Origin of the sequence: Devosia sp. ZB163 (assembly GCF_028613635.1) — a bacterium.
Classification (GTDB): Bacteria; Pseudomonadota; Alphaproteobacteria; order Rhizobiales; family Devosiaceae; genus Devosia_A.
Genome location: NZ_JAQRMY010000004.1, coordinates 100,659 through 122,958, shown reverse-complemented (window position 1 = coordinate 122,958; position 22,300 = coordinate 100,659). Strand labels below are relative to the sequence as shown.

Here is a 22,300-nt window from a genome sequence, read left to right as displayed (position 1 = left end):
TGTCGCCTTCTTCATTCGGGACATGCGACGGCACTGTAGCCGCAAGGAAGGCCAGGAACTGGCTGCGGGCTTTCAATCGCGGGGGGCAGCATGCCGCGCCCGGTGCGCCCGGGCAAGGAACCACCGCTTCACCTGCTCCGCCATGATCAGATATGTGGCTGTCACAGCAGCCAGCGCTAGCAGCACCTCGATCGGGATCGGCACGAAACCGAACCATCTGCCGAGCGGGGTAAACGGCAAAGCCAGCGCGATCACCACAATACCCAGCGAGCTGGCGGCAAGCGCCGGATGCGCCTGACTCAACCATGGCCGCGCCTCCGTGCGGATGACGAAGATCACCAGCAACTGGGTCATCAGCGATTCGACGAACCAACCTGTCTGGAACAGACGGCGCTGCTGGTTCCTGCCACTATTCAGGCGAAGGGTCGCCACCATGCCGAGGACCACACCGGGGCGCACGCGCTTCCGAAGGGCCAGGGCGGGGTGTAGAGTCTGTTCCCACAGGCCCTCTGCCCTCCTCAGGGGATTGTGATGCGAGCCATGCGATTGCATCAGGTGATGACGCCTCTGGTACTCGACGACATCCCTATACCGGTGCCGGCCGAGGGCGAGGTGTTGATTAGGGTCAGCGCGTGCGCCGTATGCCGCACGGACCTCCACATCATCGATGGTGACCTGCCACCCCATCGCCTTCCATTGGTGCCCGGCCATGAGATCGTCGGCGTGGTTGCCGGCCTGGGCCCCGCGACACAGGGGCTCGCGCTGGGCGACCGAGTTGGCGTTACCTGGCTCGGGGGCACCTGCGGCGTGTGTCGGTACTGCCGAGCCGGGCGGGAGAACCTCTGTGATTTCCCCGTTTTCACCGGCTACGATCGCGATGGCGGCTACGCGGAGTACTGCGTTGCCCGGGCAGCCTACTGCGTACGACTGCCCCTTGGCGGCACTGATGAACACATCGCCCCCCTGATGTGTGCGGGGCTCATTGGCTTCCGCTCCTATCGTCGGGCGGCTCCAGCCAAGCGGCTTGGCCTCGTCGGCTTTGGGGCTGCGGCTCATATCATTGCTCAGGTCGCCCAGGCAGATGGTATCGACGTCTATGCCTTCACTCGACCTGGAGACGTCGCAGGCCAGGAGTTTGCGCGACGACTGGGAGCAGTATGGTCAGGTGGCAGCGACGAGCGTCCGGCCGAGTTGCTCGACGCAGCCATCATCTTCGCTCCCGATGGAGGCCTCGTGCCGCTAGCCCTGCGCCTCGTTCGCAAGGGCGGTAGCGTGATTGCGGCCGGCATCCATATGAGCGACGTTCCGTCGTTTCCCTATGGTGACCTTTGGGGCGAGCGGGAGATAGCATCGATCGCAAATCTGACCCGCGCCGACGCAGCTGATTTCTTCGCACGATTTGGCTCATCTGGACTGCAGACGAATGTGACGACCTATCCACTGGAGCGCGCAAACGAAGCGCTGCGAGACCTTCGAGAGGGCGGGTTCACCGGCGCGGCCGTGCTTGTTCCCTAGGGTGGCCCTTCGCGCTGACATCGGCGGCGAGACCGCCGACGAGGAAACCGGCGGACGCAACGACTGGATGGTCCGCATTGCACGGTTTGCTGCAGCGAGCGCTGCCATCATCGGTTCAAACGCGCCTGACCCTTCCGGCCCCAGGGGAGAGGCGCTCCTCATCACCGCCGATCCCGCCTTGAATCTCGATGAGACAGTGAGCCACCAGAAGAACAGATTGCGGTTCACAATGCCGGGACGGGCCCAACTGCTGATCATGAGGACCCAATGGATCCAGTGCGGTCCCTTGCGGCTGCCCCGAGACTGGAATCGTGCAAGGGCTCTATCCGCAGGGCGCGAAGGGCGTTCAGGATAACCGCCACGTCGATTACCTCCTGCAGAAGTGCTCCTTGTACCGGGCTCAGGAAGCCCAGTGCCGCAGCGAACATGCCCATGAACGACAGGCCGATCCCGACGACAACGCTTTCCATTGCGATACGCCGCGAACGCCTGGCGATCTCGATACCCTGTCCCAGCCGATCGATCCGGTCCACGAGCAGGACGACATCCGCAGCCTCAGCGGAGGCCGCTGCGCCGCGGGCCCCCATCGCGACCCCGACATCGGCGGCCGCGAGGGCCGGCGCGTCGTTGACGCCGTCCCCCACCATCATGACCGGACCGTTCTTGCGCTCGCTAAGGACCAGCAGGACCTTCTGATCGGGCGTCAGCCCTGCCCGGATGGCGTCGAGGCCGAGACCGCCTGCTACACGCTCCGCAACCTCCGCCCGGTCGCCCGTCGCCAGGAGCACGCGCCTGATGCCTTCCTTGCGCAGCCCCACCACCAACTGTGGTGCCTCCTCGCGCAAGGGATCGGCCATCACGAGATGCCCGGCCATACGGCCGTCCACGGCCACCGCGACGAGCACGGAACCGACGCTGAGGGCGGGATAGTCAGGGACCCGCCCTACCCGCCTCGCTACGAATTCATGTCCGCCGACGACAATGTCATGACCCTCCACCTTACCCGCCACACCTTCACCCGGCGTCTCTGTCACCTCCGAGGGGATGGGGAGCGCCAGCCCGCGGGCCCGAGCTGCCGCGACGATGGCCTGGGCCACCGGGTGCTTGGAGGCCTGGTCGAGGGCTGCCGCGTACCGCAAGACTTCTGACTCGGCGATGTCGCCATGGGTTTCGGTCGAAACGATCCTGGGGCGACCGTCCGTCAGCGTCCCGGTCTTGTCGAGGATCATCGTGCGGATACGGGCCATTGCTTCCAGCGGCTTTGCTCCCTTTATCAGCACGCCGAAGTGGGCGGCGCGAGACAAGCCGGCGACGAGGGCTACCGGGACCGCAAGGATCAATGGGCAAGGTGTTGCCACCACCAGCACCGCAACAGCGCGGACAGGATCTCCCGAGAACCACCACGCCCCTACGGCGAGGACGACGGTCACAGCCAGGAAGCCCATGGACCAGCGATCGGCGAGCCTCGACATCGGGGCCTTTGACCGCTGGGCCTCCTCGACCAACCTGACAATCCCGGCGTAGGTGCTCTCCTTGGCCGGGCGCGTAGCGACAAGGTCGAACGCTTCGCCGGCATTGGTCGATCCACTCATCGCGTCGGCGCCGTCCGCCAGGCGCACCGGCAGGGCTTCCCCCGTCAGCGCCGAGGTATCCAGGAAGGCTACGGTTGAGGCCACCGTGCCGTCCACGGGAACGACGTCGCCCTGGCGGATCAGCAGGCGATCGCCCGGCTCGATTTCGTCCAGTGGGAAATCCGCTAGCCCCCCGTTTCGATATCTGGTGGCGACACGCGGAACGCGGGAGAGCAGGTGATGCATTTCCCGTCGCGCACGGCCCTCAGCGTAACTCTCAAGGAAGGTGCCGCCCGAATACATGACCGCAACAATGGCGGCGGCCATCGCCTCCCCCACCGCCAAGGCAGCGGCCATGGAGAGGGCGGCAACGATGTCCAGACCGACCTCCCCCTGCATCAGGCTGCGTAGAATTTCGACGACCAGAGCTGCAAGGACCGGGAGCACGCCGATGCTCCATGCGACAGCGGCCGCTTCTGCCCGACCGGTCAACTGCAGCGTAAGGCCGACCACGAAACCGGCCAGGGCCAGCACCAGCAGGCCGATCTTCAGGCGGTTTTCAGTTGGCTGGCTCATCTCGTTCATCCTCTCCGAGGGCGAAGGAGCGGTCCCTGGCACGAACGATGCCGCTGATCGTACGCCCCGCGTTCCATCACTCTCCAAACTAATGCGAGAGTAGGACCGGAAGCCGCAACCGCTCTAGAACGCCCTTCGTGGCGCCGCCCAGAACAAAGTCACGCAGGCGGGAGTGGCCAAAGCCTCCCATTGCAAGGAGCCGGCTTTCCGTCGAGAGCGCACCTTCCTGCAGGGCATCGGCAACGCTTCGATCGCCCAGTCCGACCTTTACGGGAGTGGCGTTGTAGCCGCGCCTCTCCAGCCATGACGTGAGAGCGTTGGCAAGATTTGTCCCGCCTAGCGGCTTCTCGTCCTCGATGGTGAGAACGCAGATGTGCCCTCCCACGCCAAGCAGGGGCAGCGCGTCGCCTAGAGCCCGGGCGGCAACTCGGCTGCCATCCCAGGCGATCGCGATACGGTCGAGGGCAGCGGGACGGGTTGCGGGGGGAACCATGATGGCTGGGCGCCCGGATCCGAAGACGATAGCCTGCGCCAGGTCCGGGACCGCACCGGTCTCAGCGGACCAAGGGAGTAGTGTGAGGTCGCAGTAGCGCGCCTCCGAAGCGGCGACGTCGGATACTTCGCCGAAGAGAACTTTCTTTGTCGTGAAGGTCGCTTCGAGCTGCGGTGCCGACGCCTCGTGCACGAGCCCCTGCAAACGAACGCACTCGGCCCTGCTTCTCTGTTCCGCGGCCTGAACGATGCCGGGAAGGTTGATCAGGTAGTCACCTAGTCCGGATGATACTCTCGGGAGGTCGACCGCAAATGTGGTGACGTGAAGTCCGCAACCAATCGAAGCGGCGTAACTGATCGCAGACTTGATTGCCCCGTCCTCAACCGTGTCGGGGTAGGTTACTAGGGGCATGTAGGCAAGGCGGGTGTGCGTCATGTCGGATCTCCACACTATCGGCCCGTCGCGGACCCTGCCCTGGAGGCGCTCTGAGACTGGCAGCAAAGCTGCACGCTGAGGTTGATTTGGATCAAACAGCAGGGGCAGCTTCACCATCCTAATGGTCTAGGCCACTAAATCGTTCGCGTTGAAGGTCCGCTTTGCGCCAGAGCGGCCAACCACGCCCGCTCATCACCTCCCCCGATCATCACCACCGATCAAGTCGTCCATGCCTCATTGCGGTTCCGATCCGCAGCCAGCGGCTGGTCGCGTCGGCGTTGTTTGGTGCCGTAGAACCAACCATTGATGAGGGACGCATGGTGCTTCTCGGCCAGGTGCGCCTTGGCCCGGCAGGTTCTGGCACAGGAGGTCACCGCCGCCCTTCCCCGGCCTGCGGCCACTGATCCAACCGTGGCATCCCAGCGTTTTGTCTGAAGGAACAAGGAGTTTTCTACATGGCGGCGAGACGACTGGCTTGGGTGACCGGTGCGGGCTCCGGGATTGGGCGCGCCTTGGCCGAGCGTTTGGGCCAGACGGGGTGGCGGGTGGCGGTTTCGGCGCGCACCCAGGCCGATCTTGATAGTCTTGCCGTGCCCGGCGTCATCTACCCTTTTGTTCTCGATGTTACCGACAACGCCGCCGTGGCCGCGACCGTCGCGCAGATAACAAAAGAGATGGGCGACATCGATCTAGTGGTGCTGGGCGCGGGTATTTATGAGCCGATTATGGCCCAAGGTTTTGATCGCGACGCTTTCGCCCGCACGTTGGATGTGAACGTGATGGGCACCGTCAATTGCCTGAACGCAATAATGCCTGCCATGATCGGCCGTCGCGACGGCCACATTGCGGTCATGGCGTCGGTCGCCGGTTTTGTTGGACTGCCAGGCGCATCGGCCTACGGAGCCAGCAAGGCCGCTCTCAACGTCATGGCCGAAGCGCTGGAGCCCGATCTTGAGCGGCACAATGTGCGCATCTCCATCATCAATCCGGGCTTCGTCGACACGCCATTGACCCGCAAGAACGACTTTCCCATGCCGTTTTTGATAACGACGGATGCGGCGGTCGACGCGATTATGCGAGGTCTGGAGCGGCCCCGGTTCGAGATCATCTTCCCCTGGCAAATGGCCGTGGCGATGAAATTGCTGGCGCTGCTGCCCCATCGTCTCCGGCTCACAATTACGCGCAGGATGGTCCGCTAACCGGCCACGGAATTCACCGCGTCTCTGCTGCCTCTAGCGCAGGGTTGACGTCGACAGTATGGCCCGAAAGGCCGCCGATGGTCATACCATTCGCTGCAGGACGATGGCGGAACACCGGCACCCGTTTGAGCAGCAGGCGCAAGGCCTCCCAATGGATGGCACCGACTACCTTGAGCGTCATCAGCGGATAGCGGAACAGGGCGCCCGCCAGTTCCCGGTCGGTGAATTCGCGCCGCTCGCCGCCGAAAACGGCGCGCAACAGAAGGCCCTCGCTGTCAGTCTCATCGATGCGCAGCATAACGTGGTCGCCCGGTGCCAACACATGGAAATTGTAGCGGCAATCCATCGGTATGAAGGGCGAGACATAGAACTGCTTGGCGCAACTGTGCCGGTATGGGCCAGCCTCTTCGCTGGTGCGCAGCACGTAAATCCAGCGTTCCCCGAATGTGTTGGACACTTCGTAGATCAGCGCCCGGACTGCGCCCCCGGCATCGCTACAATAGTAGACGGTCAGCGGATTGAAGACGAAACCAAACAGCCGCGGGTAGCTGAGGATTTCGATGCGAGGATGGGGCATGTCTAGTCCCGCCTGAACCAGCACATCCTCGACCCAGTCGCGCAGGCCGCTCTTCCGGCCGTCCCCGAGGTCCTTTTCCCACACACTGAGCGGCGCCCAACGGTTGAACCCAAAGAGCGAGCTGCGCTGGCTCAATGCGGGCGCTTCATCGAGGTCGAGCAGCAGCGAAAACACCCTGTAACGCAGACTGTGCCGGCGCGGACGCAGTCGGGTATGGACGACATGCCCGCGATAGAGCCCTGATCTGGCCATCAGGGCACCGGTTCTATCGCTGGCCGGCGCGCGATACGTTCGGCTTGCGGAGCGACCGTCCACGGCCGCGCCACCCCGCTCAATGCCTCGGCTACGGCAAGGCCCGACTGCAGGGCGTCCTCATGGAATCCATAGCCAAAATAGCTGCCGCAGAACCAGGTATTGCGGTTGGCATTGAGCCGCCACAGCTGCTGCTGGGCCTTGAGCGCCGCCTTGTCGAACAACGGGTGGTTGTAGTTGAAGCTCCGCAGCACCTGATCTGACGCAATCGCCTGGTTCGGATTGAGCGTAACGAATAGCGGATGCCGCCGATCTAGATTTTGCAGGCGGTTCATCCAATAGGTCACGCACAGCGCGTCCTCCGGACCGGTTGCCCCTGCCACGTAGTTCCAACTCGACCAGGCCCGTCGGCGGCGCGGCATCAGGCTCCGGTCCGTGTGCAATACGGCCAGGTTTGGAGTGTAGCGAAACGCCCCCAGCAATTCCGTCTCCACCGCATCGGGATCGGCCAGCAATGTGAGCGCCTGATCCGCATGGGTGGCTATGACGATCTCATCGAAACGGTCGGTGTGGCCATGGGCGTCCGTCACCACCACGCCATCGACGCCCCGCGCCACGGCCTTCGCCGCGCATCCGAGCCGGAGGCTGGCCGGCGTCAGCGCTGCGAGGCGATCCACATAGCTGCGACTGCCCCCGGTGACCGTCCGCCAGGTCGGTCGCCCAGCCAGCTTGAGCAAGCCGTGGCTCTCAAAGAAGCGGATGAATGCAAACAGCGGGTAGTCACGCATCTGGCTAGACGATGCCGACCAGATCGCCGCGCCGATGGGCAGCAGGTGGTCGTCGATAAACGACTGCGCATAGCCGCCATCATCGAGAAATTCGCCGAGCGTCATTTCCTGTAGCTCGGTGCGATACAGCAGTCCCGGCGCGTCACGATAGAAGCGCGTCAGGTCACGCAGCATGCGCCAGAACCGGGCGCGCAGGATGTTGCTTGGCTGGGCCATGATGGCCGAGCTGGAATATTCGAGCCGGCCGCCATCCAGCGACGCGGAGAAGGACATTTCCGACGCCTGGGTCGCAACACCAAGATGATCGAACAGCGCGACCAGGTTGGGGTAATTGCCCTCGTTATAGACGATGAAACCGGTATCGACGGCGGTCGACGTTGATCCGGTGGCTACATCGACCGTGTTGGCATGGCCCCCTAGCCGGTTTTCGGCCTCATATATTACCACCTCATTGGCGCCACTCAGCATCCAGGCGGCCGAGAGCCCGGCAATGCCGGACCCGATGACAGCGATCCTGCGTGTCGGCGAATGGGACTGAGCGCGCTTCACAATCGTATCCTCGTGCGTGGTGCGATCAGTACGACCAACGGTGTCGGGTGGATGACAGGCCGGAAAAATAAACTGGCGCGTGATCCAGATAGCCGGGGCCGCCGTACCCTCCGCCATGAGACAGAGTTCGCTTGCATCCAATTTCGGTTTGACCGGGACTCCCACTGCACTACTTGTTGCGGGATTGAGTGGTGCGGTGCGTGTGCGCCGTCGAGGACAACGAACGAGAGCCATGCCTGGTGAGGATAGCGACGATGTCGAGCACCAGATGACGCTGCTCTTGCTGCAGGTCGGTCGCTCACGGGACGTAGAGGCGTTTGAAGCTCTGTTTCGTCATTTCGGCCCGCGCATCAAGGCCTACATGGCCAAGGTCGACCGCAATCGTGCCGAAGAGCTGACGCAGGAGACGATGATGTCGGTCTGGCGCAAGGCCAGTCTTTTCGACGCTACCCGTGGTGTCGCCGCCAGCTGGATTTTCACCATCGCCCGAAATCAGCGTATCGACGCCCTTCGGCGCGACCGCCGGGCCGAGATCGATCCCGACGATCCCGCGCTTGTGCCGGAGACGCCAATGGCTGCCGATCAGGCGCTAGACATCAGCCAGAATGTCAGGCTGATGCGGGAGGCAATGGCGACCCTGCCGTCGGAGCAGCTGCAGGTTCTCGAACTGTCTTTCTACCAGGAACAGTCCCAGAGCGAGATTGCCACCCGTCTCGCCTTGCCGCTGGGTACTGTCAAATCGCGCATGCGGCTGGGTTTTGCCAAGCTCCGGGCGGTTCTCGAAGGTGGGAGCAAGCAACCATGATGCCGCAGCACCACCTTAGCGAAGACCTGTTGCTCGCTTATGCGGCCGGCAATCTGTCGGAAGGCTGGACCATTGCCGTCGCCTCCCATCTCGCATTTTGCCCCCAATGCCGCGCCCAGTCGGCGCAGGCCGATATGCTCGGCGGCGCCATGCTCGACACAATCGACCCTGAGCCTCTGGCCAATGACGCCTGGAGTGCAATGCGGGCTCGTCTCGACGCCGACGTCCAACTGGCGAAGGCCCTGCCTGCCAGGGCCACGGCACCGGGAAAGCTCGTCCTGCCAATGCCCCTGCGCGCCTATGTCGGCGGCGACATCGACACCATTCATTGGCGCGCCCTGGGGCGCGGAGCTGCGCAAATGATGCTGCCCACATCCGATCCGACGACCCAGGTCAGGTTGCTGCGCATCCCCGCCGGCAAGCCCGTGCCGGAACACAGCCATGGCGGGCGGGAAGTGACCTTGGTGCTGTCCGGCAGCTTCCGCGATGGCGAGCAACTGTTCGGCCCCGGCGACATCGAGGATGCAGACGGCTCCGTCCTGCATACCCCGACGGCCACGCCGGAAGCCGACTGCATCTGTCTGGCGGTGACCGACGCGCCGCTGCGCTTTAGCAGCTGGATCGTGCGGCTGATCCAGCCCATCCTCAAGATCTAGCAAAGGCAACACGATCCATGGTCAACCATCTGGTCGCCTACGCATCGACCGCCTTCGTGTTCTTTGCGGTGGATTTCGTGTGGCTGACGAAACTGTCGACGGGCATCTATCGCCCGCAGCTTGGCAAGCTGCTGCTGGACCAGCCGAACCTGCTCATCGCCGGGCTATTCTACCTCTTCTATGTCGGGGGCATCGTCTACTTCGCTGTTGCACCGGCACTGGCCGACGGCGGATGGAGCAAGGCGCTGGTGGCCGGGCTGGTCCTGGGCTTTGTCGCCTATGGAACCTACGACCTCACCAATCTCTCTACCCTGCGCGACTGGCCCTGGTCGGTGACCCTGATCGACCTCGCCTGGGGCACCGCCCTTACCGGTGTGGCGGCGGTTTCAGGCTTCTTCATCACGCAATTCTTCCTGCGCTGATCCAGATCATTGATCCAATAGGGAAAGGCGAGCGCAGCGTAAGTCCGATGTCAGAGGATGCTCGGCCCGCGCGAGAAGTTGAGGGACGCGCCGTTCCTGGAGGAGAGCGGCATTGGCGCCGACAACTTCATCCACCCGAAAGGACAAACTCAGATTCTGGAGCCCGTCGAACCTAGGGCACCCTTCACCGCGTGAAGGGGTCGCTGCGATGCAACTACTTGTGGTCCAAAGAGGTCCGCCATCCTCGCGGGCTGCGGAGCGGCAGGGAGAACCACGTGTGTCATTCCCGTCTGAGGGCGGCCAGACTTATTAGTGCCACATAATATCCTGCTGTTGGTGATGCCTGCATCCGACCCAGTCCATGCCTTCGCGCGGGAGGATGGGATATTGCTGACTACTGCGGCAGACTGCTTCGAGCCAGAAGCAGATATGGCCTACGGGCCTTCAAACCGGCGATCGATCCATCTCAACTACAGTGACCGATCGCAGGCGCACGTTGGCTGCACCAGACAAGGGAGCACGAGATGATCTCCACCTTGACCAAGCCAAACGCGGCCCGTCGCGGTCGCCCCTCCAAGAAGATGAAGGCTGCGGTTTTTGTCGAGCCCGGCCGGATCGAACTTGAGGACAAGCCCATCCCCGATGTCGGGCCGCTCGATGCCCTGATCCGCATCACCCTGACGACCATCTGTGGCACTGACGTCCACATCCTTAAGGGCGAGTACCCGGTCGCAAGGGGCCTCACAATCGGCCACGAGCCGGTGGGTGTGATCGAAAAACTCGGGTCAGCGGTCCAAGGCTACCGCGAGGGGCAGCGCGTGATCGCGGGAGCGATTACGCCGTCCGGGCACAGCGCAGCCTGCCTTTGCGGCTGTTACTCGCAGGACGGTGCCGGAACCGTGCACGGCTTCAAGGCGCTCGGTGGCTGGCGCTTCGGCAACACGATCGACGGCGCCCAAGCCGAGTACCTGCTGGTGCCGGATGCAATGACCAACCTGGCGCCCGTTCCCGACAAGCTGACGGACGAGCAGGTACTCATGTGTCCCGACATCATGTCGACAGGCTTCTCCGGCGCCGAACGGGGCAAGATTCGGATCGGTGACAGTGTCGCCGTGTTCGCTCAGGGTCCCATTGGCCTTTGTGCCACTGTTGGCGCGAAGCTGATGGGAGCGACGCGCATCATCGTTGTCGAAAGCGTGCCGGAGCGGCAGGCCATGGCGCTGAAGATGGGCGCGGCCGAGGTGGTCGACTTTACCAAGGTCAATCCGGCCGAAGAGATCATGCGGCTCACCGATGGCCGGGGGGTGGATGTCGCCATCGAGGCGCTCGGCAAGCAGGCCACGTTCGAGGGGGCGCTGCGCGTGCTGCGCCCCGGCGGCACCCTGTCTTCGCTTGGCGTCTACTCCGGGGACCTCAAGATTCCGCTGGATGCATTCGGTGCGGGCCTCGCGGACAAAACGATCGTCACGACGCTCTGCCCCGGGGGCAAGGAGCGCATGCGGCGCCTCATGGAGGTTATTGCCTCCTCCCGCGCCGACCTCCGGCCCCTCGTCACCCACCGGTTCCGGCTGGACGACATCGTCTCGGCGTACGAGCTATTCGCCAATCAGCGCGATGGAGTCATGAAGGTCGCGATCACACCCTGACCAGCGCAGTGCGGGCGGTAACGACAGAACCCGCCGGGCTGCAGCAGCTCCCCGCGAGTGACGGCAGCGGCGCTCGCAGCCTCGAAGGCGCGCCTGTGACAGACAGGTTCTGGAGCGCCCAATCCTCGGTGAATGTTACCCATTCCTGGGCCGCCCAGACACAGGTAGCTATCTGGAAGGGAATGGTGGGCCCACCAGGACTCGAACCTGGAACCAGACCGTTATGAGCGGTCGGCTCTAACCATTGAGCTATGGGCCCCTGCCCGACAACAGAGCGCCGCCTCCTTAGCAAGCGACGGCATGGAAGCAAAGTGGCTTGGTTCGGTGTGTACCGTCCGCCTACCATTCTCTCCCCCCACGACTTTTCTGTATCGCCAAGTCGATCTTGCCGAAGGCCGCTCGTCGTGTTGATGAACGGCCCATTGGCGGGCTGGAAGAAACAGGAGAACAACATGCGCAAACTCACTGCAGGCTTTTTCCATTCCGTCGATGGGGTCGTCGAGGCGCCCAACCAGTGGCAGTTCGATGCGTTCGATGACGAACTGGGCGCCCTGCTCGGCGAGACCATGCCCAGGATCGACACCGTGCTGCTGGGTCGCGTCGGTTACGAGGAGTGGGCAGGCTACTGGCCGAACGCCCAGGCCGACCAGGATTTCGCTAGCTTCATCAATAACATGCCCAAGTACGTCGCCTCCCGCACGCTAAAGCAGGATCAGCTCAAGTGGCAGAACTCGACGCTGATCGAAGGCGATTTCGTCGAGTTCGCGAAGCAGCTCAAGGCCAGGGATGGCGGCGAGATCGCCGTGATGGGCGGCATCTCACTGGCCCGGCAGCTGTTCTTCGCGGGCCTCCTCGAAGAACTGACGCTGATCACCCACCCGGTCGTCGCCGGCAAGGGCAAGCGCATGTTCGAAGCCACCGACCCGGTCACCCGTCTCGAGCTCAAGAAGAGCACCACAACGAGCAAGGGCAACGTTGTCTCGGTCTATGGACTGAAGCCGGAATAGGCGAAGGCCCGCGCATCTCCTTGATGCGCGGGCCTCAGTCTTTTGCGGCGACTCCGCCTCAGCCGGCGGCGGTGTAGGCCGTCTTCACCTGGGTGAAGAACTCGGCGGCGTACTTGCCCTGCTCCTTGGGGCCGTAGCTCGAGCCCTTGCGGCCGCCGAACGGGACGTGGAAATCGACGCCGGCGGTGGGCACGTTGACCATCACCATTCCGGCTTCGGCGTTGCGCTTGAAGTGCGTCGCGTACTTGAGCGAGGTGGTGACGATGCCGGCGGAGAGCCCGAAATCGGTGTCGTTGGCAACAGCCAGCGCCTCGTCGTAGTCCTTGACGCGGATCACGGCGGCCACGGGCCCGAAGATCTCTTCGCGGGCGATGCGCATCTGGTTGTGCGCCTCGGTGAACAGCGCCGGCTGCAGGAAGTAGCCCGGGTTGTCGCCCTTCACCAATTCACCGCCGACCGCGAGCTTGGCGCCCTCGCCCTTGCCGATCTCGATATAGTCGGTGTCCTGCTTGAGCTGGCCGGGATCGACCACCGGGCCGATCTGCGTGTCCTTGTGGAGCGCGTCGCCGACCTTGAGGTTGCGGATGCGCTCGGTCAGGGCCGCGACGAACTTGTCGTGGATGCCCTCGGTGACGATGAGGCGCGAAGAGGCGGTGCAGCGCTGGCCGGTCGAATAGAACGCGCTCTGCGCTGTCGTTTCGACGGCGACGGCGAGGTCGGCGTCGTCGAGCACGATGGTCGGGTTCTTGCCGCCCATCTCGAGCTGGAACTTGCGCATCACCTTGACGCTGGCTTCGGCGACGCGGCGGCCGGTGTTCACGGAACCGGTGAAGGTCTGCGCCACGATGTCCTTGCTATCGAGCATGGTCTGGCCGACGACCGAGCCCCTGCCCATCACGAGGTTGAGCACACCCTTGGGGAGCCCATTGCGATTGAGAATCTCGACGATGGCCCACGAGCAGCCCGGCACGAGGTCGGCGGGCTTGAACACGACGGTATTGCCGTAGGCCAGCGCCGGCGCGATCTTCCAGGCCGGGATGGCGATCGGGAAGTTCCACGGCGTGATGATGCCGACGACGCCCATCGGCTCGCGCGTGATCTCGACGCCAACGCCCGGACGCACGGACGGCACGCTCTCACCGGTGAGGCGCAGCACTTCGCCGGCGAAGAACTCGAAGATCTGGCCGGCGCGGGTCACTTCGCCGATGCCTTCGGCGAGGGTCTTGCCCTCTTCGCGGCTCAGCAACTCGCCGAGCTCTGCCTTGCGGGCGAAGATTTCGTGCGCGGTCTTGCTCAGGATTTCCCAGCGCTGCAGGATGCCCGAGCGCGACCAGGCCGGGAACGCCGCCTTGGCTGCCGCGATGGCATCCAGCGTGTCCTGCTGGGTGGCGCGCGCGTAAACGCCCACGACCTCGTTGGTGTTGGAGGGGTTGATGTTGTCCGCCCCGTCCCCGCCGACCCATTCGCCGTTGATGAGATTCTTGTGCAGTTCGGTCATCGGGAATTCCTTCGTTAGAGCAGGTCGGCCTTGGCGAGGTCGCGCAGGAGGTGGCTGGTGCCATAGGTCCAGGGTGCGGCCTCGGTGGCGAGGCGCACGGTGTTAGATAGGGTGCCGAGCGACGGCGTCGAGATAGACACCACGTCGCCGAGCTTGTGGGTGAAGCCCTTGCCGGCGCCGCCGCGATCCTTCACCGGCGCGAACATCGTGCCGGTATAGAGCACGAAGCCATCCGGATACTGGTGATGCCGCCCGATCGAGGCGGCAACCAGCGACTCCGGCGAGCGCGAGATCTGGCTGAGGTTGGAGACGCCGGTGAGTTCGAACCCGTCCTCGCCGGTGACGCTCAGCGCGATGTCGGCCTGTTTCACCGTCTCGATGGTGAACTTGCCGTCGAACAGCCGGATGAACGGCCCGAGCGAGGCGGAGGCGTTGTTGTCCTTGGCCTTGCCGAGCAGCAGGGCCGAGCGGCCCTCGACGTCGCGGAGGTTCACGTCGTTGCCGAGCGTCGCCCCGACGATCTTGCCGGTGGATGCAACGATCATCACCAGTTCCGGCTCGGGGTTGTTCCACTCCGAGATCGGCAGGATGCCGACGTCGGCGCCGAAACCCACCGAAGCCATCGGCTGGCACTTGGTGAAGATCTCCGCGTCCGGCCCGATGCCGACCTCGAGATACTGGCTCCACACGCCACGCGCGATCAGGGTCTTCTTCACCTCCATCGCGGCGGGAGAACCCGGCTCGAGCTGGCTGAGATCGGTACCCACCAGCGTCAGGATGTCCTTGCGCAGTTCATCCGCCTTGGCCTTGTCGCCGCGCGCCTGCTCCTCGATGACGCGCTCGAGCAGCGACACGACGAAGGTCACGCCCGCCGCCTTCACGGCCTGCAGGTCGATCGGCGACAGCAGCGAGGGCGCCTTGAGGTCGGTCTTGCCCGACCACGAGTTGGCGAGGATCTGATGGAGGTTGCCGATCACCGGCCCCTTGGCCGATGCGACATAGGCTGCCGGATCGCTCTGCTCGGCGATGTCGCGCGAGGTCGGCGCGGTCTTCGAGGTGATATCGACGATGTCCTCGCCGCGCACCGTGATCACACGGGGATGCTCGTATCCGGGCACCCTGGCCCGTCCGAGAAGTACACCTTCGCTTGGAACGATCGGATTGGCCACGGCACTCCCCCAGTTTTTGCCGGGCTACCTAACCCGCCACCTCGAAGCCTGTCCAGCCAACGGCGAGGCACGTAACTCAAACTTTCGTTGGCTCGCGCCCCAAGGATCGTCCCGGTGCCGGCGTCCTATGTGTTGGAAGCGGCGTTCAAATTCCATTCAGCTACGCCGCACTAACACCCCCATTGGCTGGGATATCTTGCCCAACCGAAGGCCACTTAGGAGAGACGCATGCGTCCGTTTACTGCCGCCCTCATCCCCCTGCTCCTTGCTACTGCGCTGAGCGCTACCCCCGTGTTCGCGCAGGAGACTTCCGTGAACGGCACCATCTCGATCGGCGGCGTCGGCGAAGTGACGGCGGCCCCCGACACCGCGTTCGTCAACTCCGGCGTTACCAGCCAGGGTGCCACGGCCCGTGAAGCGCTCGACGCCAACACCAAGGCGATGGGCGAACTGATCGAGACGCTGAAGGCCGCTGGTATCGAAGCGCGCGACATTCAGACCTCGGGCTTCTCCGTGAGCCCGAACTACGTCTATTCCGATGCGCGCGACGCCAATGGCTACCAGCTGCCGCCCAAGATCAACGGCTACCAGGTGTTCAACAATGTCAGCGTCCGCGTGCGTGAACTCGCAACGCTCGGCGCAGTGCTCGACAAGGCGGTGACCGTCGGCGCCAACACCATCAACGGCGTCAGCTTCTCGGTTGCCGATCCGTCCAAGCTCTACGACGAGGCCCGCAAGGAGGCCTTCGCGGATGCGAAGGCCAAGGCGGAACTCTATGCCGGCGTGGCTGGCGAAGAGCTCGGCTCGATCCGCAGCATCAACGAAACCCAGGGCATGGGCGCCCCCCAGCCGTACATGATGATGAAGGCCTCGGCCGACTCCATCTCCGCCGGAGCAGTGCCGGTCGAAGGCGGCGAGCTCAGCTATTCGATCAACGTGCAGGTCACCTGGGACTTCGCAGACAAGTAATGGGTACTGGATGGGCGCTTCCGGGCGCCCATCCACCCTACCCCGTGATCGCCTTCCAGATCATGTTCAGGCCGACGAAGGTCAGGAAGGCCGCAAAGGTCAGCTTCAGGGTCCGCTGCTGGAGCTTGTGGGCGAGCGCCGCACCCAGCGGCGCGCACCATGCGGCGGTGGCCCCGATCAGCACCAGCGCCACGATGTTGATGTAGCCCAGGCTCAGTGGCGGGCGGCCTTCGACGCTCCATCCCGAGATGATGAAGCCGAACGTGCCCGAGAGCGCGATGAACACGCCGATCGCGGCGCCCGTCCCTACGGCCTTGTGCATGGAGGCGCCGAAGGCATGGATGGTCGGCACGCTCAGCGAACCGCCGCCGACGCCCATCAATGCGGAAATGTAGCCGACCACGGCCGCCGAAATGCGGTGGGTCAGCGCCGAGTCCCTCAGGTGCCCCATCAGCCGCTCCTGGAACGGCAGCACGATGTTGGCGGCGATGAACAGCGCCACCACGCCGAACACGATGCGCAGCACGTCGCCGGTGTAGAGCCCCGCCATCAGCCCGCCCACGAAGGTCGCCACCACCACCGGCGGCGCCCAGAGCTTGAGGATCCGATGGTCCACGGCGCCGCGCTTGTCGTGAGCGCGGGCGCTGGCAATGCCCGTGGGAATGATGATGGCAAGCGACGTGCCGACCGCTACGTGCTGGACCACGTCGCTGTCAAAGCCGAGCAGCGACAGCGACGTAGCGAGCGCCGGCACGATGATGGCGCCGCCACCGATGCCGAGCAGTCCCGCGGCAACGCCGGAGATCACCCCGGTCGCCAACAGACCGAGTACGAATGGCCAATAGCTGAGAATATCCTGCACGATCACACCTGCCCTCGCAGAGGACATGCCACGCCCGCCGCCCGCACCCAAGGCCGGGTGCGATAATATCCGTCCACTGCCGGCCTATTCACCCAGAATGTGAAACAGCACCTGCCGACGGTGCGGCCGCACCCGGTGCTCGAACAGGTAGATGCCCTGCCAGCTACCGAATGCCGGAGCGCCGTCGATGACCGGAACGGAGATCGAGGTCTGCGTCAGCGCTGCCTTGATGTGTGCTGGCATGTCATCCGGACCCTCCAGCGTGTGGACGACCCAGTCCATCCCCTCCGGCACGAGCCGCCGGAAGAACTCGTCGAGGTCGCGCTTCACGTCGGGGTCGGCATTCTCCTGGATCAGCAGCGAGCAGGAGGTGTGTCGGCAGTATATGGTGACCAGGCCTGTGCCGATTCTGCTGTCGGACACGAATCTCTCCAGCTCGGGAGAAAATTCATAAAGCCCGGCCCCGCGAGTCGTGATCTCGATACGATGCTGAACCTGCCGCAAGCCCAGAACTCCCCAAAAGACCGCGCTTCCGTCGAAGCACTGTCGCACTCGTGCCACGATTGGCCGATCCTGTCGCGCCCGTTGGAACTCCTTTTGCCACGGGGCGTTGGGGCTCTCCGACGGGGGTATGTCGAAACTGCGGAAGGTCAACCGGTCGTTCAGTTCCGGTTCAGCAGGACAGCGTCACTTCTCGAATAACTGACTCCAAAAAAAGGACAAAACCCATGCGCTTTCGCAACTGGCTCCTGACCGGTACCAGTCTCGCAGTGCTCGCACTGGTGCCCACTTCTGCCTGGGCGCAGCAGGCTGAGTACCAGGCGCTGCTGGACGCCCAGGCGTCCGGCGATGCCGACGCCATTTCCACCGCTGAAACCGCCCTGCGCGAGGTCTGCATCGTCAACGGCTACTCGAGCATCGAGGAATGCATCGCCGCGATCACCGGCGGCGGCCAGCCGGCGCCCGCCGAGGAGCCGCAGGCCGAAGAGCCGCCTCCCGCCGAGGAACCCGCCGTAGTCGAAGAGCCCGCACCGGCCGAGGAAGCCGCTCCCGTCGAGGAGCCCGCTCCGGTCCAGGAACAGGCTCCCGCAGAGGAACCCGCTCCGGCTGAAGAACCCGCTCCTGTCGAAGAGCCGGCGCCGGTCGAAGAGCCCGCCCCGGCCCAGGAACAGGCCCCCGCCGCTGAGGAGCCTGCCCAGCCCGAGCAGCCGGCCGAGCCCTCCGCCGAGGAGCAGCAGGCCGAGTTCGTCGCCCAGTTGCAGGCCGCGCTCGATGAGTATCAGGCTGCCCTCGACCTCGCCGCGACCGATTATCCGGCAGCACAGGCTGCTGCGGCTGCTGCCGAGGCCAAGATCCTCCAGCTTTGCACCACCAACGGCTATCCGGACATCCAGTCGTGCATCGGCCAGGAACTCCCGCCGCTGCCGGCACCTCCGGCCGAGCAGCCCGCTGAGGAACCCGCGGCCGAGCAGCCGGCGGAACAGCCTGCTGAGCAGCCGGTGGAAGAACCCGCAGCCGAGCAACCCGCTGAACAGCCGGCAGCCGAGCAGCCTGCCGAAGCCGGCCCGACCGACCAGCCGGCTGATGCCGACGCGGCCGATCCGCGGGCGGCAGCCCTCGACCAGCTGAACGTTGCCGCCGAACTCTACAACGTCGGCATCGGGCAGCTCGAGGCTGGCGATGCCTCCGGCCAGTCGACGATCGACGCGGCCAATCGGCAGTTCGCCGACATCTGCGCCGTACTCGGCGTGACCGATGTCGCAGCGTGCCTGGCGCAGAACAACATCGTTCTGCCCCCGGTCCCCGAGGTCGCGGCTCCGTCCGAACCGCCGCCGCCGCCGCTCGCCGATCTGCCGGGCGCCAATGAGGACGTGACGCCGCAGGCAGTCGAAGTGCTGCCCGATACGATTGCTCCCGAAACCGCAGCACCCGTGCTCGACAGCTTCAAGGACGTCTCCACCGAGACGGCCGCTGGCCAGCCGCCAGTTGAGCAGCCTGCCGAGCCTGCGGTTGCCCCGCCGGCCGACGACAGGGCCGCTCAGGCGGAGATCGCTCCGATCCAGGTGGAATCGCTGAAGACAGTCGAAGGTGAGCGCATCACCCTCGAGGCGCTGCCTCCGGTCGAGGTGCCGCAGAACGTCACGATCATCAACAACGTGACGAACGTGACCAACGTCACGACCACCACCACCACCAACAACACTACCATCAACAACAACAATGGTGGTCAGGGCGGGAACCGCCCCGGTGACAACCGTCCTGGCGGCGGCCGCCCCGGCGGCGGCGGCAACAACTACACGGACTCCGGCTTCATCTTCCAGATCGGCGTCAACCTGGTCATCTCGAACCCAGGTCAGGACTTCGACCGCATTCGCGACAGCGACCGCGACGAGGTCTACTACGACCGGCTTTCCAATGGCCGCGTGAAGGAGACTATCGAGCGCCCGAACGGCGTGCAGATCGTCACCATCCGCGATCGCTGGGGCAACGTGCTGAAGCGTTCGCGCATCATGCCCGACGGCCGCGAGTACGTCCTCGCCTACTACGACGAGGATAACTACGACGAGGACAACTACTTCGGCGATTGGCGCGATCCGGGCGAGGATCTGCCTCCGCTCCGGCTCACGATCCCGATCCGCGACTACATCCTCGACGCGGACTATGCCGACGAGGACGATGTCGAGGGCTTCTTCCGCGAGCCGCCCGTCGAGAAGGTCCGCAAGATCTACACGATCGAGGACGTGAAGCGTTCGGCCCGTCTGCGTGACTCGGTGCGCCGCGTCGAGGTGGGCAGCCTCACCTTCGACACGGCCGCGGCGACTATCTCGCGGACCCAGGTCGGAGCGCTCAGCAAGGTGGCGAACGCCATGCTGTCGCTGCTCGAGGACAATCCGGGCGAGGTGTTCCTCATCGAAGGCCACACCGACGCGGTGGGCAGCGATCAGTCCAACCTGATCCTGTCCGATGCCCGCGCCGCGACCGTCGCCCGCATCCTCACCGACTTCTACGACGTGCCGCCCGAGAACCTGGTCACCCAGGGCTATGGCGAGCGCTACCTCAAGGTGAAGACCGATGGCGCCGAGCGGCTCAACCGGCGCGTGGTGCTGAAGCGCATCACCCCGCTGGTGACCGTCGCCAACAAGTAAGGCGCCAAAGCGCAGACATGCGAAGGGCCGGGGATCTCCCCGGCCCTTTTCTCTATGGGCGGCGGCTCCGGTTTTCCTCGCGCCCCTGCGTCACCGCACCCCTTGTCACCTCGCCATTTTTCGCTATCTGTCACCCTCCAAGTTTGTGCCGGAGTGCCTATGCCCAAGCGTCTCGAGCTCATCATCGAAGCGGTCATCCTCGCCTCGCGTTGGCTGCTTGTGTTGTTCTACCTTGGGCTCGCCGTCGCGCTGGCTGTCTACGCCGTGGTCTTCGGCGTGAAGCTGTTCGATTTCGTCAGCCACGTCTTCACGATCGACGACGCTGACGCCATCCTCAAGATGCTTGGCCTGATCGATGCCGCGCTGGTCGCGAGCCTCGTGGTCATGGTCATCATCTCCGGCTACGAGAACTACGTCTCGCGCTTCGACAACGAGGGCTCGGTGCACTGGCTGGGCGAGATCGATGCCGGCTCGCTCAAGATCAAGGTGGCTTCGACGATCGTCGCCATCTCCTCGATCCACCTGCTCCAGATCTTCCTCAACGTCGGCACCCACTCCACCGACCAGCTGATGTGGTACACGCTCATCCACCTCGCCTTCGTGGTGTCGGCCCTGTTCCTCGCCTTCATCGACAGGGTGTCGGCGCAGACCAAGACGATCGGCAAATCGACGAAGATCGGGGCCGAAAAGGCCGTCGAGTCCGCTGGATTGTGATCGCTTCCCGGCTCGACCGGGGTACCGATAGACGCGCAATAACAAGACGTTGCGGGGAGAAACCGGCTCTCCGCAGCATTTAACTGCTCAAGTTGGAACAATACTCGCGGGAGCGGCGTTCTTTCGCCAGGTACTCAACAGAGGAGCTTGATAATGGCCGTCCCTGAACGCGATCCCATCTACACCGACGACACGACCCGCACGACCTATACCCGCGAATCCAATGCGACCGGGTGGTTCGTCGGCATCATCGTGGCGCTGGCATTGCTCGCCATCGGCTACCTGGTCTTCTCGGCCAACTCTGGCCCGTCGACGACGTCGACGACCGTGAATAACACCCCGGCCGTGCAGGCTCCTGCGACTGAGCTTGTTCCCATGGCCCCGGCAGTCGAGACGACCCCGATGGCTCCGGCGACGACGCCGGCCGCTCCGGCTGACGCTGCTCCGGCTGACGCCGCTCCGGCTGACGCTGCTCCGGCAACGACGCCCGCCCCGGCCGCTCCGGCAACCAGCCCGTAACGGCTGACGAGACAACAAGAACAAGAACCAGACTACTCACGACACAGGCTTCGGCCCCTCCCTTCCGAAGCACCCTAAGCCCCGGCACCTCCCCCGTGTCGGGGCATTTTTCTGGCCGTCGGCGGCCCTGAGGCACATTTGTCGCCCACCGGGTGCCCGTCATCCTTGCGAAGCGGCCATGGGGTACCTAACTGCGTGTCACAAAGCACCTAGCGGGAGTGAACCATGTTCAACATCGACGGCATCATCAAAGCCTTGCAGACCGACCCGAACGCGCAGCGGACGGCGGTGACGGGTGCTGCAGGGCTGGCCGCCGGTATGCTCCTTTCCGGCGGCGGGCTGGGCAAGCTCGTCGGCAACGTGGCCAAGGTCGGCGCCGTCGCCGCCGTCGGTGGTCTTGCCTACTCGGCCTGGCAGCAGCACCAGAAGAACCAGCAGCAGGCCGGCGCGCCGTCGGACGGCCAGCCTGCGCCCAACCGTGACGCCTTCGTTCCGCCTCCCCAGGCGGCCTACCAGACCGAGGAACTGGGCAAGTCTCTCGTCCGGGCGATGATCTCCGCGGCCAAGGCCGACGGCCAGATCGACGCCGACGAGAAGGAGCGCATCTTCAAGAAGCTGGAGAGCATGCCGCTGTCGCCGGAGGAGAAGGCCTTCGTCTTCGACGAACTGGCGAGCCCGCTGGATCTCAATGCCGTCGCCTCCCGCGCCGACACGCCCGAGCACGCCGCCGAGATCTACGCGGCCTCCCTCGTGGCGATGAAGCCCGATACCGCGGCCGAGAAGAGCTATCTCGAGGCGCTGGCCTTCAAGCTCAACCTGTCCAAGGGCCTCGTCGAGGAGATCCACCGGCAGGCTGGCCACGAAGTGCCCGCCGCCCCGGCCGTGTCGCCGACGACCTACGCTCCGACCGGCAACGTCTGAGTTACAGGGCT

21 protein-coding genes and 1 tRNA gene are annotated in these 22,300 nt (G+C 64.5%); 12 read left to right on the top strand and 10 right to left on the bottom strand.

Translation table 11 applies throughout. The features are described from left to right. Positions 1 to 72 precede the first annotated feature (72 nt). A complete protein-coding gene (locus PRN20_RS18840) occupies positions 73 to 435 on the bottom strand; it encodes a cation transporting ATPase C-terminal domain-containing protein (protein WP_273959180.1) in 363 nt (120 codons plus the stop codon). Between the two features lie 96 nt (positions 436 to 531). On the opposite strand from PRN20_RS18840, the gene PRN20_RS18835 reads away from it, so the two are divergent. After that, positions 532 to 1,515 carry a zinc-dependent alcohol dehydrogenase family protein gene (locus PRN20_RS18835; RefSeq protein WP_273959179.1) on the top strand — a complete coding sequence of 328 codons (984 nt, stop codon included), beginning with the start codon at positions 532 to 534 and terminating at the stop codon, positions 1,513 to 1,515. Between the two features lie 254 nt (positions 1,516 to 1,769). On the opposite strand, the gene PRN20_RS18830 is transcribed toward PRN20_RS18835, so the two are convergent. Both PRN20_RS18830 and PRN20_RS18825 read right to left on the bottom strand, forming a co-directional pair. Then, the gene (locus PRN20_RS18830; protein ID WP_273959673.1) at positions 1,770 to 3,662 is read right to left on the bottom strand and encodes a heavy metal translocating P-type ATPase; all 1,893 of its coding nucleotides are present in this window, start codon (positions 3,660 to 3,662) and stop codon (positions 1,770 to 1,772) included. 88 nt (positions 3,663 to 3,750) lie between these two features. Further along, the gene (locus PRN20_RS18825; RefSeq protein WP_273959178.1) at positions 3,751 to 4,590 is read right to left on the bottom strand and encodes a universal stress protein; all 840 of its coding nucleotides are present in this window, start codon (positions 4,588 to 4,590) and stop codon (positions 3,751 to 3,753) included. Between the two features lie 455 nt (positions 4,591 to 5,045). On the opposite strand from PRN20_RS18825, the gene PRN20_RS18820 reads away from it, so the two are divergent. After that, on the top strand, positions 5,046 to 5,789 hold the full coding sequence (locus tag PRN20_RS18820; protein WP_273959177.1) for an SDR family NAD(P)-dependent oxidoreductase: 744 nt from the start codon (positions 5,046 to 5,048) through the stop codon (positions 5,787 to 5,789). A gap of 13 nt (positions 5,790 to 5,802) precedes the next feature. On the opposite strand, the gene PRN20_RS18815 is transcribed toward PRN20_RS18820, so the two are convergent. Further along, positions 5,803 to 6,618, bottom strand: a complete 816-nt coding sequence (locus PRN20_RS18815) for a DUF1365 domain-containing protein (protein ID WP_337956264.1) — start codon at positions 6,616 to 6,618, stop codon at positions 5,803 to 5,805. Then, positions 6,618 to 8,072: an NAD(P)/FAD-dependent oxidoreductase gene (locus PRN20_RS18810; protein WP_273959176.1), complete on the bottom strand. Its 1,455-nt coding sequence runs from the start codon at positions 8,070 to 8,072 to the stop codon at positions 6,618 to 6,620. The genes PRN20_RS18815 and PRN20_RS18810 overlap by 1 nt, the downstream gene beginning before the upstream one ends. A gap of 151 nt (positions 8,073 to 8,223) precedes the next feature. Between PRN20_RS18810 and PRN20_RS18805 the strand changes: the two genes are divergently transcribed. From PRN20_RS18805 to PRN20_RS18790, 4 genes are all read left to right on the top strand, one after another. Beyond that, entirely contained in the window at positions 8,224 to 8,760 is a 537-nt protein-coding gene (locus PRN20_RS18805; protein ID WP_273959175.1) for a sigma-70 family RNA polymerase sigma factor, read from the top strand. After that, complete coding sequence (locus tag PRN20_RS18800; protein WP_273959174.1) at positions 8,757 to 9,416, top strand: ChrR family anti-sigma-E factor; 660 nt, start codon at positions 8,757 to 8,759, stop codon at positions 9,414 to 9,416. Before PRN20_RS18805 ends, PRN20_RS18800 begins: the two co-directional genes overlap by 4 nt. A gap of 17 nt (positions 9,417 to 9,433) precedes the next feature. Then, on the top strand, positions 9,434 to 9,838 hold the full coding sequence (locus PRN20_RS18795) for a DUF2177 family protein (RefSeq protein WP_273959173.1): 405 nt from the start codon (positions 9,434 to 9,436) through the stop codon (positions 9,836 to 9,838). A 524-nt stretch (positions 9,839 to 10,362) separates the two neighbouring features. Then, on the top strand, positions 10,363 to 11,484 hold the full coding sequence (locus PRN20_RS18790; protein ID WP_273959172.1) for an NAD(P)-dependent alcohol dehydrogenase: 1,122 nt from the start codon (positions 10,363 to 10,365) through the stop codon (positions 11,482 to 11,484). Between the two features lie 183 nt (positions 11,485 to 11,667). Here the strand turns inward: PRN20_RS18790 and PRN20_RS18785 are convergent. Beyond that, positions 11,668 to 11,743, bottom strand: a tRNA-Ile gene (locus PRN20_RS18785). 193 nt (positions 11,744 to 11,936) lie between these two features. Here PRN20_RS18785 and PRN20_RS18780 point away from each other — a divergent pair. Continuing rightward, a complete protein-coding gene (locus tag PRN20_RS18780; protein WP_273959171.1) occupies positions 11,937 to 12,491 on the top strand; it encodes a dihydrofolate reductase family protein in 555 nt (184 codons plus the stop codon). A gap of 58 nt (positions 12,492 to 12,549) precedes the next feature. Here PRN20_RS18780 and PRN20_RS18775 read toward each other — a convergent pair whose 3' ends face one another. Together PRN20_RS18775 and PRN20_RS18770 are read right to left on the bottom strand one after the other, a co-directional pair. Next, positions 12,550 to 13,989, bottom strand: a complete 1,440-nt coding sequence (locus PRN20_RS18775) for an aldehyde dehydrogenase family protein (RefSeq protein WP_273959170.1) — start codon at positions 13,987 to 13,989, stop codon at positions 12,550 to 12,552. Between the two features lie 14 nt (positions 13,990 to 14,003). Beyond that, the gene (locus tag PRN20_RS18770) at positions 14,004 to 15,158 is read right to left on the bottom strand and encodes a fumarylacetoacetate hydrolase family protein (RefSeq protein ID WP_273959169.1); all 1,155 of its coding nucleotides are present in this window, start codon (positions 15,156 to 15,158) and stop codon (positions 14,004 to 14,006) included. A gap of 228 nt (positions 15,159 to 15,386) precedes the next feature. On the opposite strand from PRN20_RS18770, the gene PRN20_RS18765 reads away from it, so the two are divergent. After that, the gene (locus tag PRN20_RS18765; RefSeq protein ID WP_273959168.1) at positions 15,387 to 16,127 is read left to right on the top strand and encodes an SIMPL domain-containing protein; all 741 of its coding nucleotides are present in this window, start codon (positions 15,387 to 15,389) and stop codon (positions 16,125 to 16,127) included. 37 nt (positions 16,128 to 16,164) lie between these two features. Here the strand turns inward: PRN20_RS18765 and PRN20_RS18760 are convergent, their stop codons facing one another. Both PRN20_RS18760 and PRN20_RS18755 read right to left on the bottom strand, forming a co-directional pair. After that, a complete protein-coding gene (locus PRN20_RS18760; RefSeq protein ID WP_273959167.1) occupies positions 16,165 to 17,016 on the bottom strand; it encodes a sulfite exporter TauE/SafE family protein in 852 nt (283 codons plus the stop codon). A 57-nt stretch (positions 17,017 to 17,073) separates the two neighbouring features. Next, the gene (locus PRN20_RS18755; protein ID WP_273959166.1) at positions 17,074 to 17,493 is read right to left on the bottom strand and encodes a secondary thiamine-phosphate synthase enzyme YjbQ; all 420 of its coding nucleotides are present in this window, start codon (positions 17,491 to 17,493) and stop codon (positions 17,074 to 17,076) included. A 224-nt stretch (positions 17,494 to 17,717) separates the two neighbouring features. Here PRN20_RS18755 and PRN20_RS18750 point away from each other — a divergent pair, with 224 nt between their 5' ends. The 4 genes from PRN20_RS18750 (at position 17,718) to PRN20_RS18735 (ending at position 22,289) form a co-directional block, all read left to right on the top strand. Further along, positions 17,718 to 20,135, top strand: a complete 2,418-nt coding sequence (locus PRN20_RS18750; RefSeq protein ID WP_273959165.1) for an OmpA family protein — start codon at positions 17,718 to 17,720, stop codon at positions 20,133 to 20,135. Between the two features lie 159 nt (positions 20,136 to 20,294). Beyond that, the gene (locus PRN20_RS18745) at positions 20,295 to 20,849 is read left to right on the top strand and encodes a TIGR00645 family protein (RefSeq protein ID WP_273959164.1); all 555 of its coding nucleotides are present in this window, start codon (positions 20,295 to 20,297) and stop codon (positions 20,847 to 20,849) included. A 153-nt stretch (positions 20,850 to 21,002) separates the two neighbouring features. Then, positions 21,003 to 21,368 (top strand): hypothetical protein, encoded by a 366-nt coding sequence (locus tag PRN20_RS18740; protein ID WP_273959163.1) that lies wholly within the window; start codon positions 21,003 to 21,005, stop codon positions 21,366 to 21,368. A 225-nt stretch (positions 21,369 to 21,593) separates the two neighbouring features. Beyond that, positions 21,594 to 22,289 carry a tellurite resistance TerB family protein gene (locus PRN20_RS18735; RefSeq protein ID WP_273959162.1) on the top strand — a complete coding sequence of 232 codons (696 nt, stop codon included), beginning with the start codon at positions 21,594 to 21,596 and terminating at the stop codon, positions 22,287 to 22,289. Positions 22,290 to 22,300 lie beyond the last annotated feature (11 nt).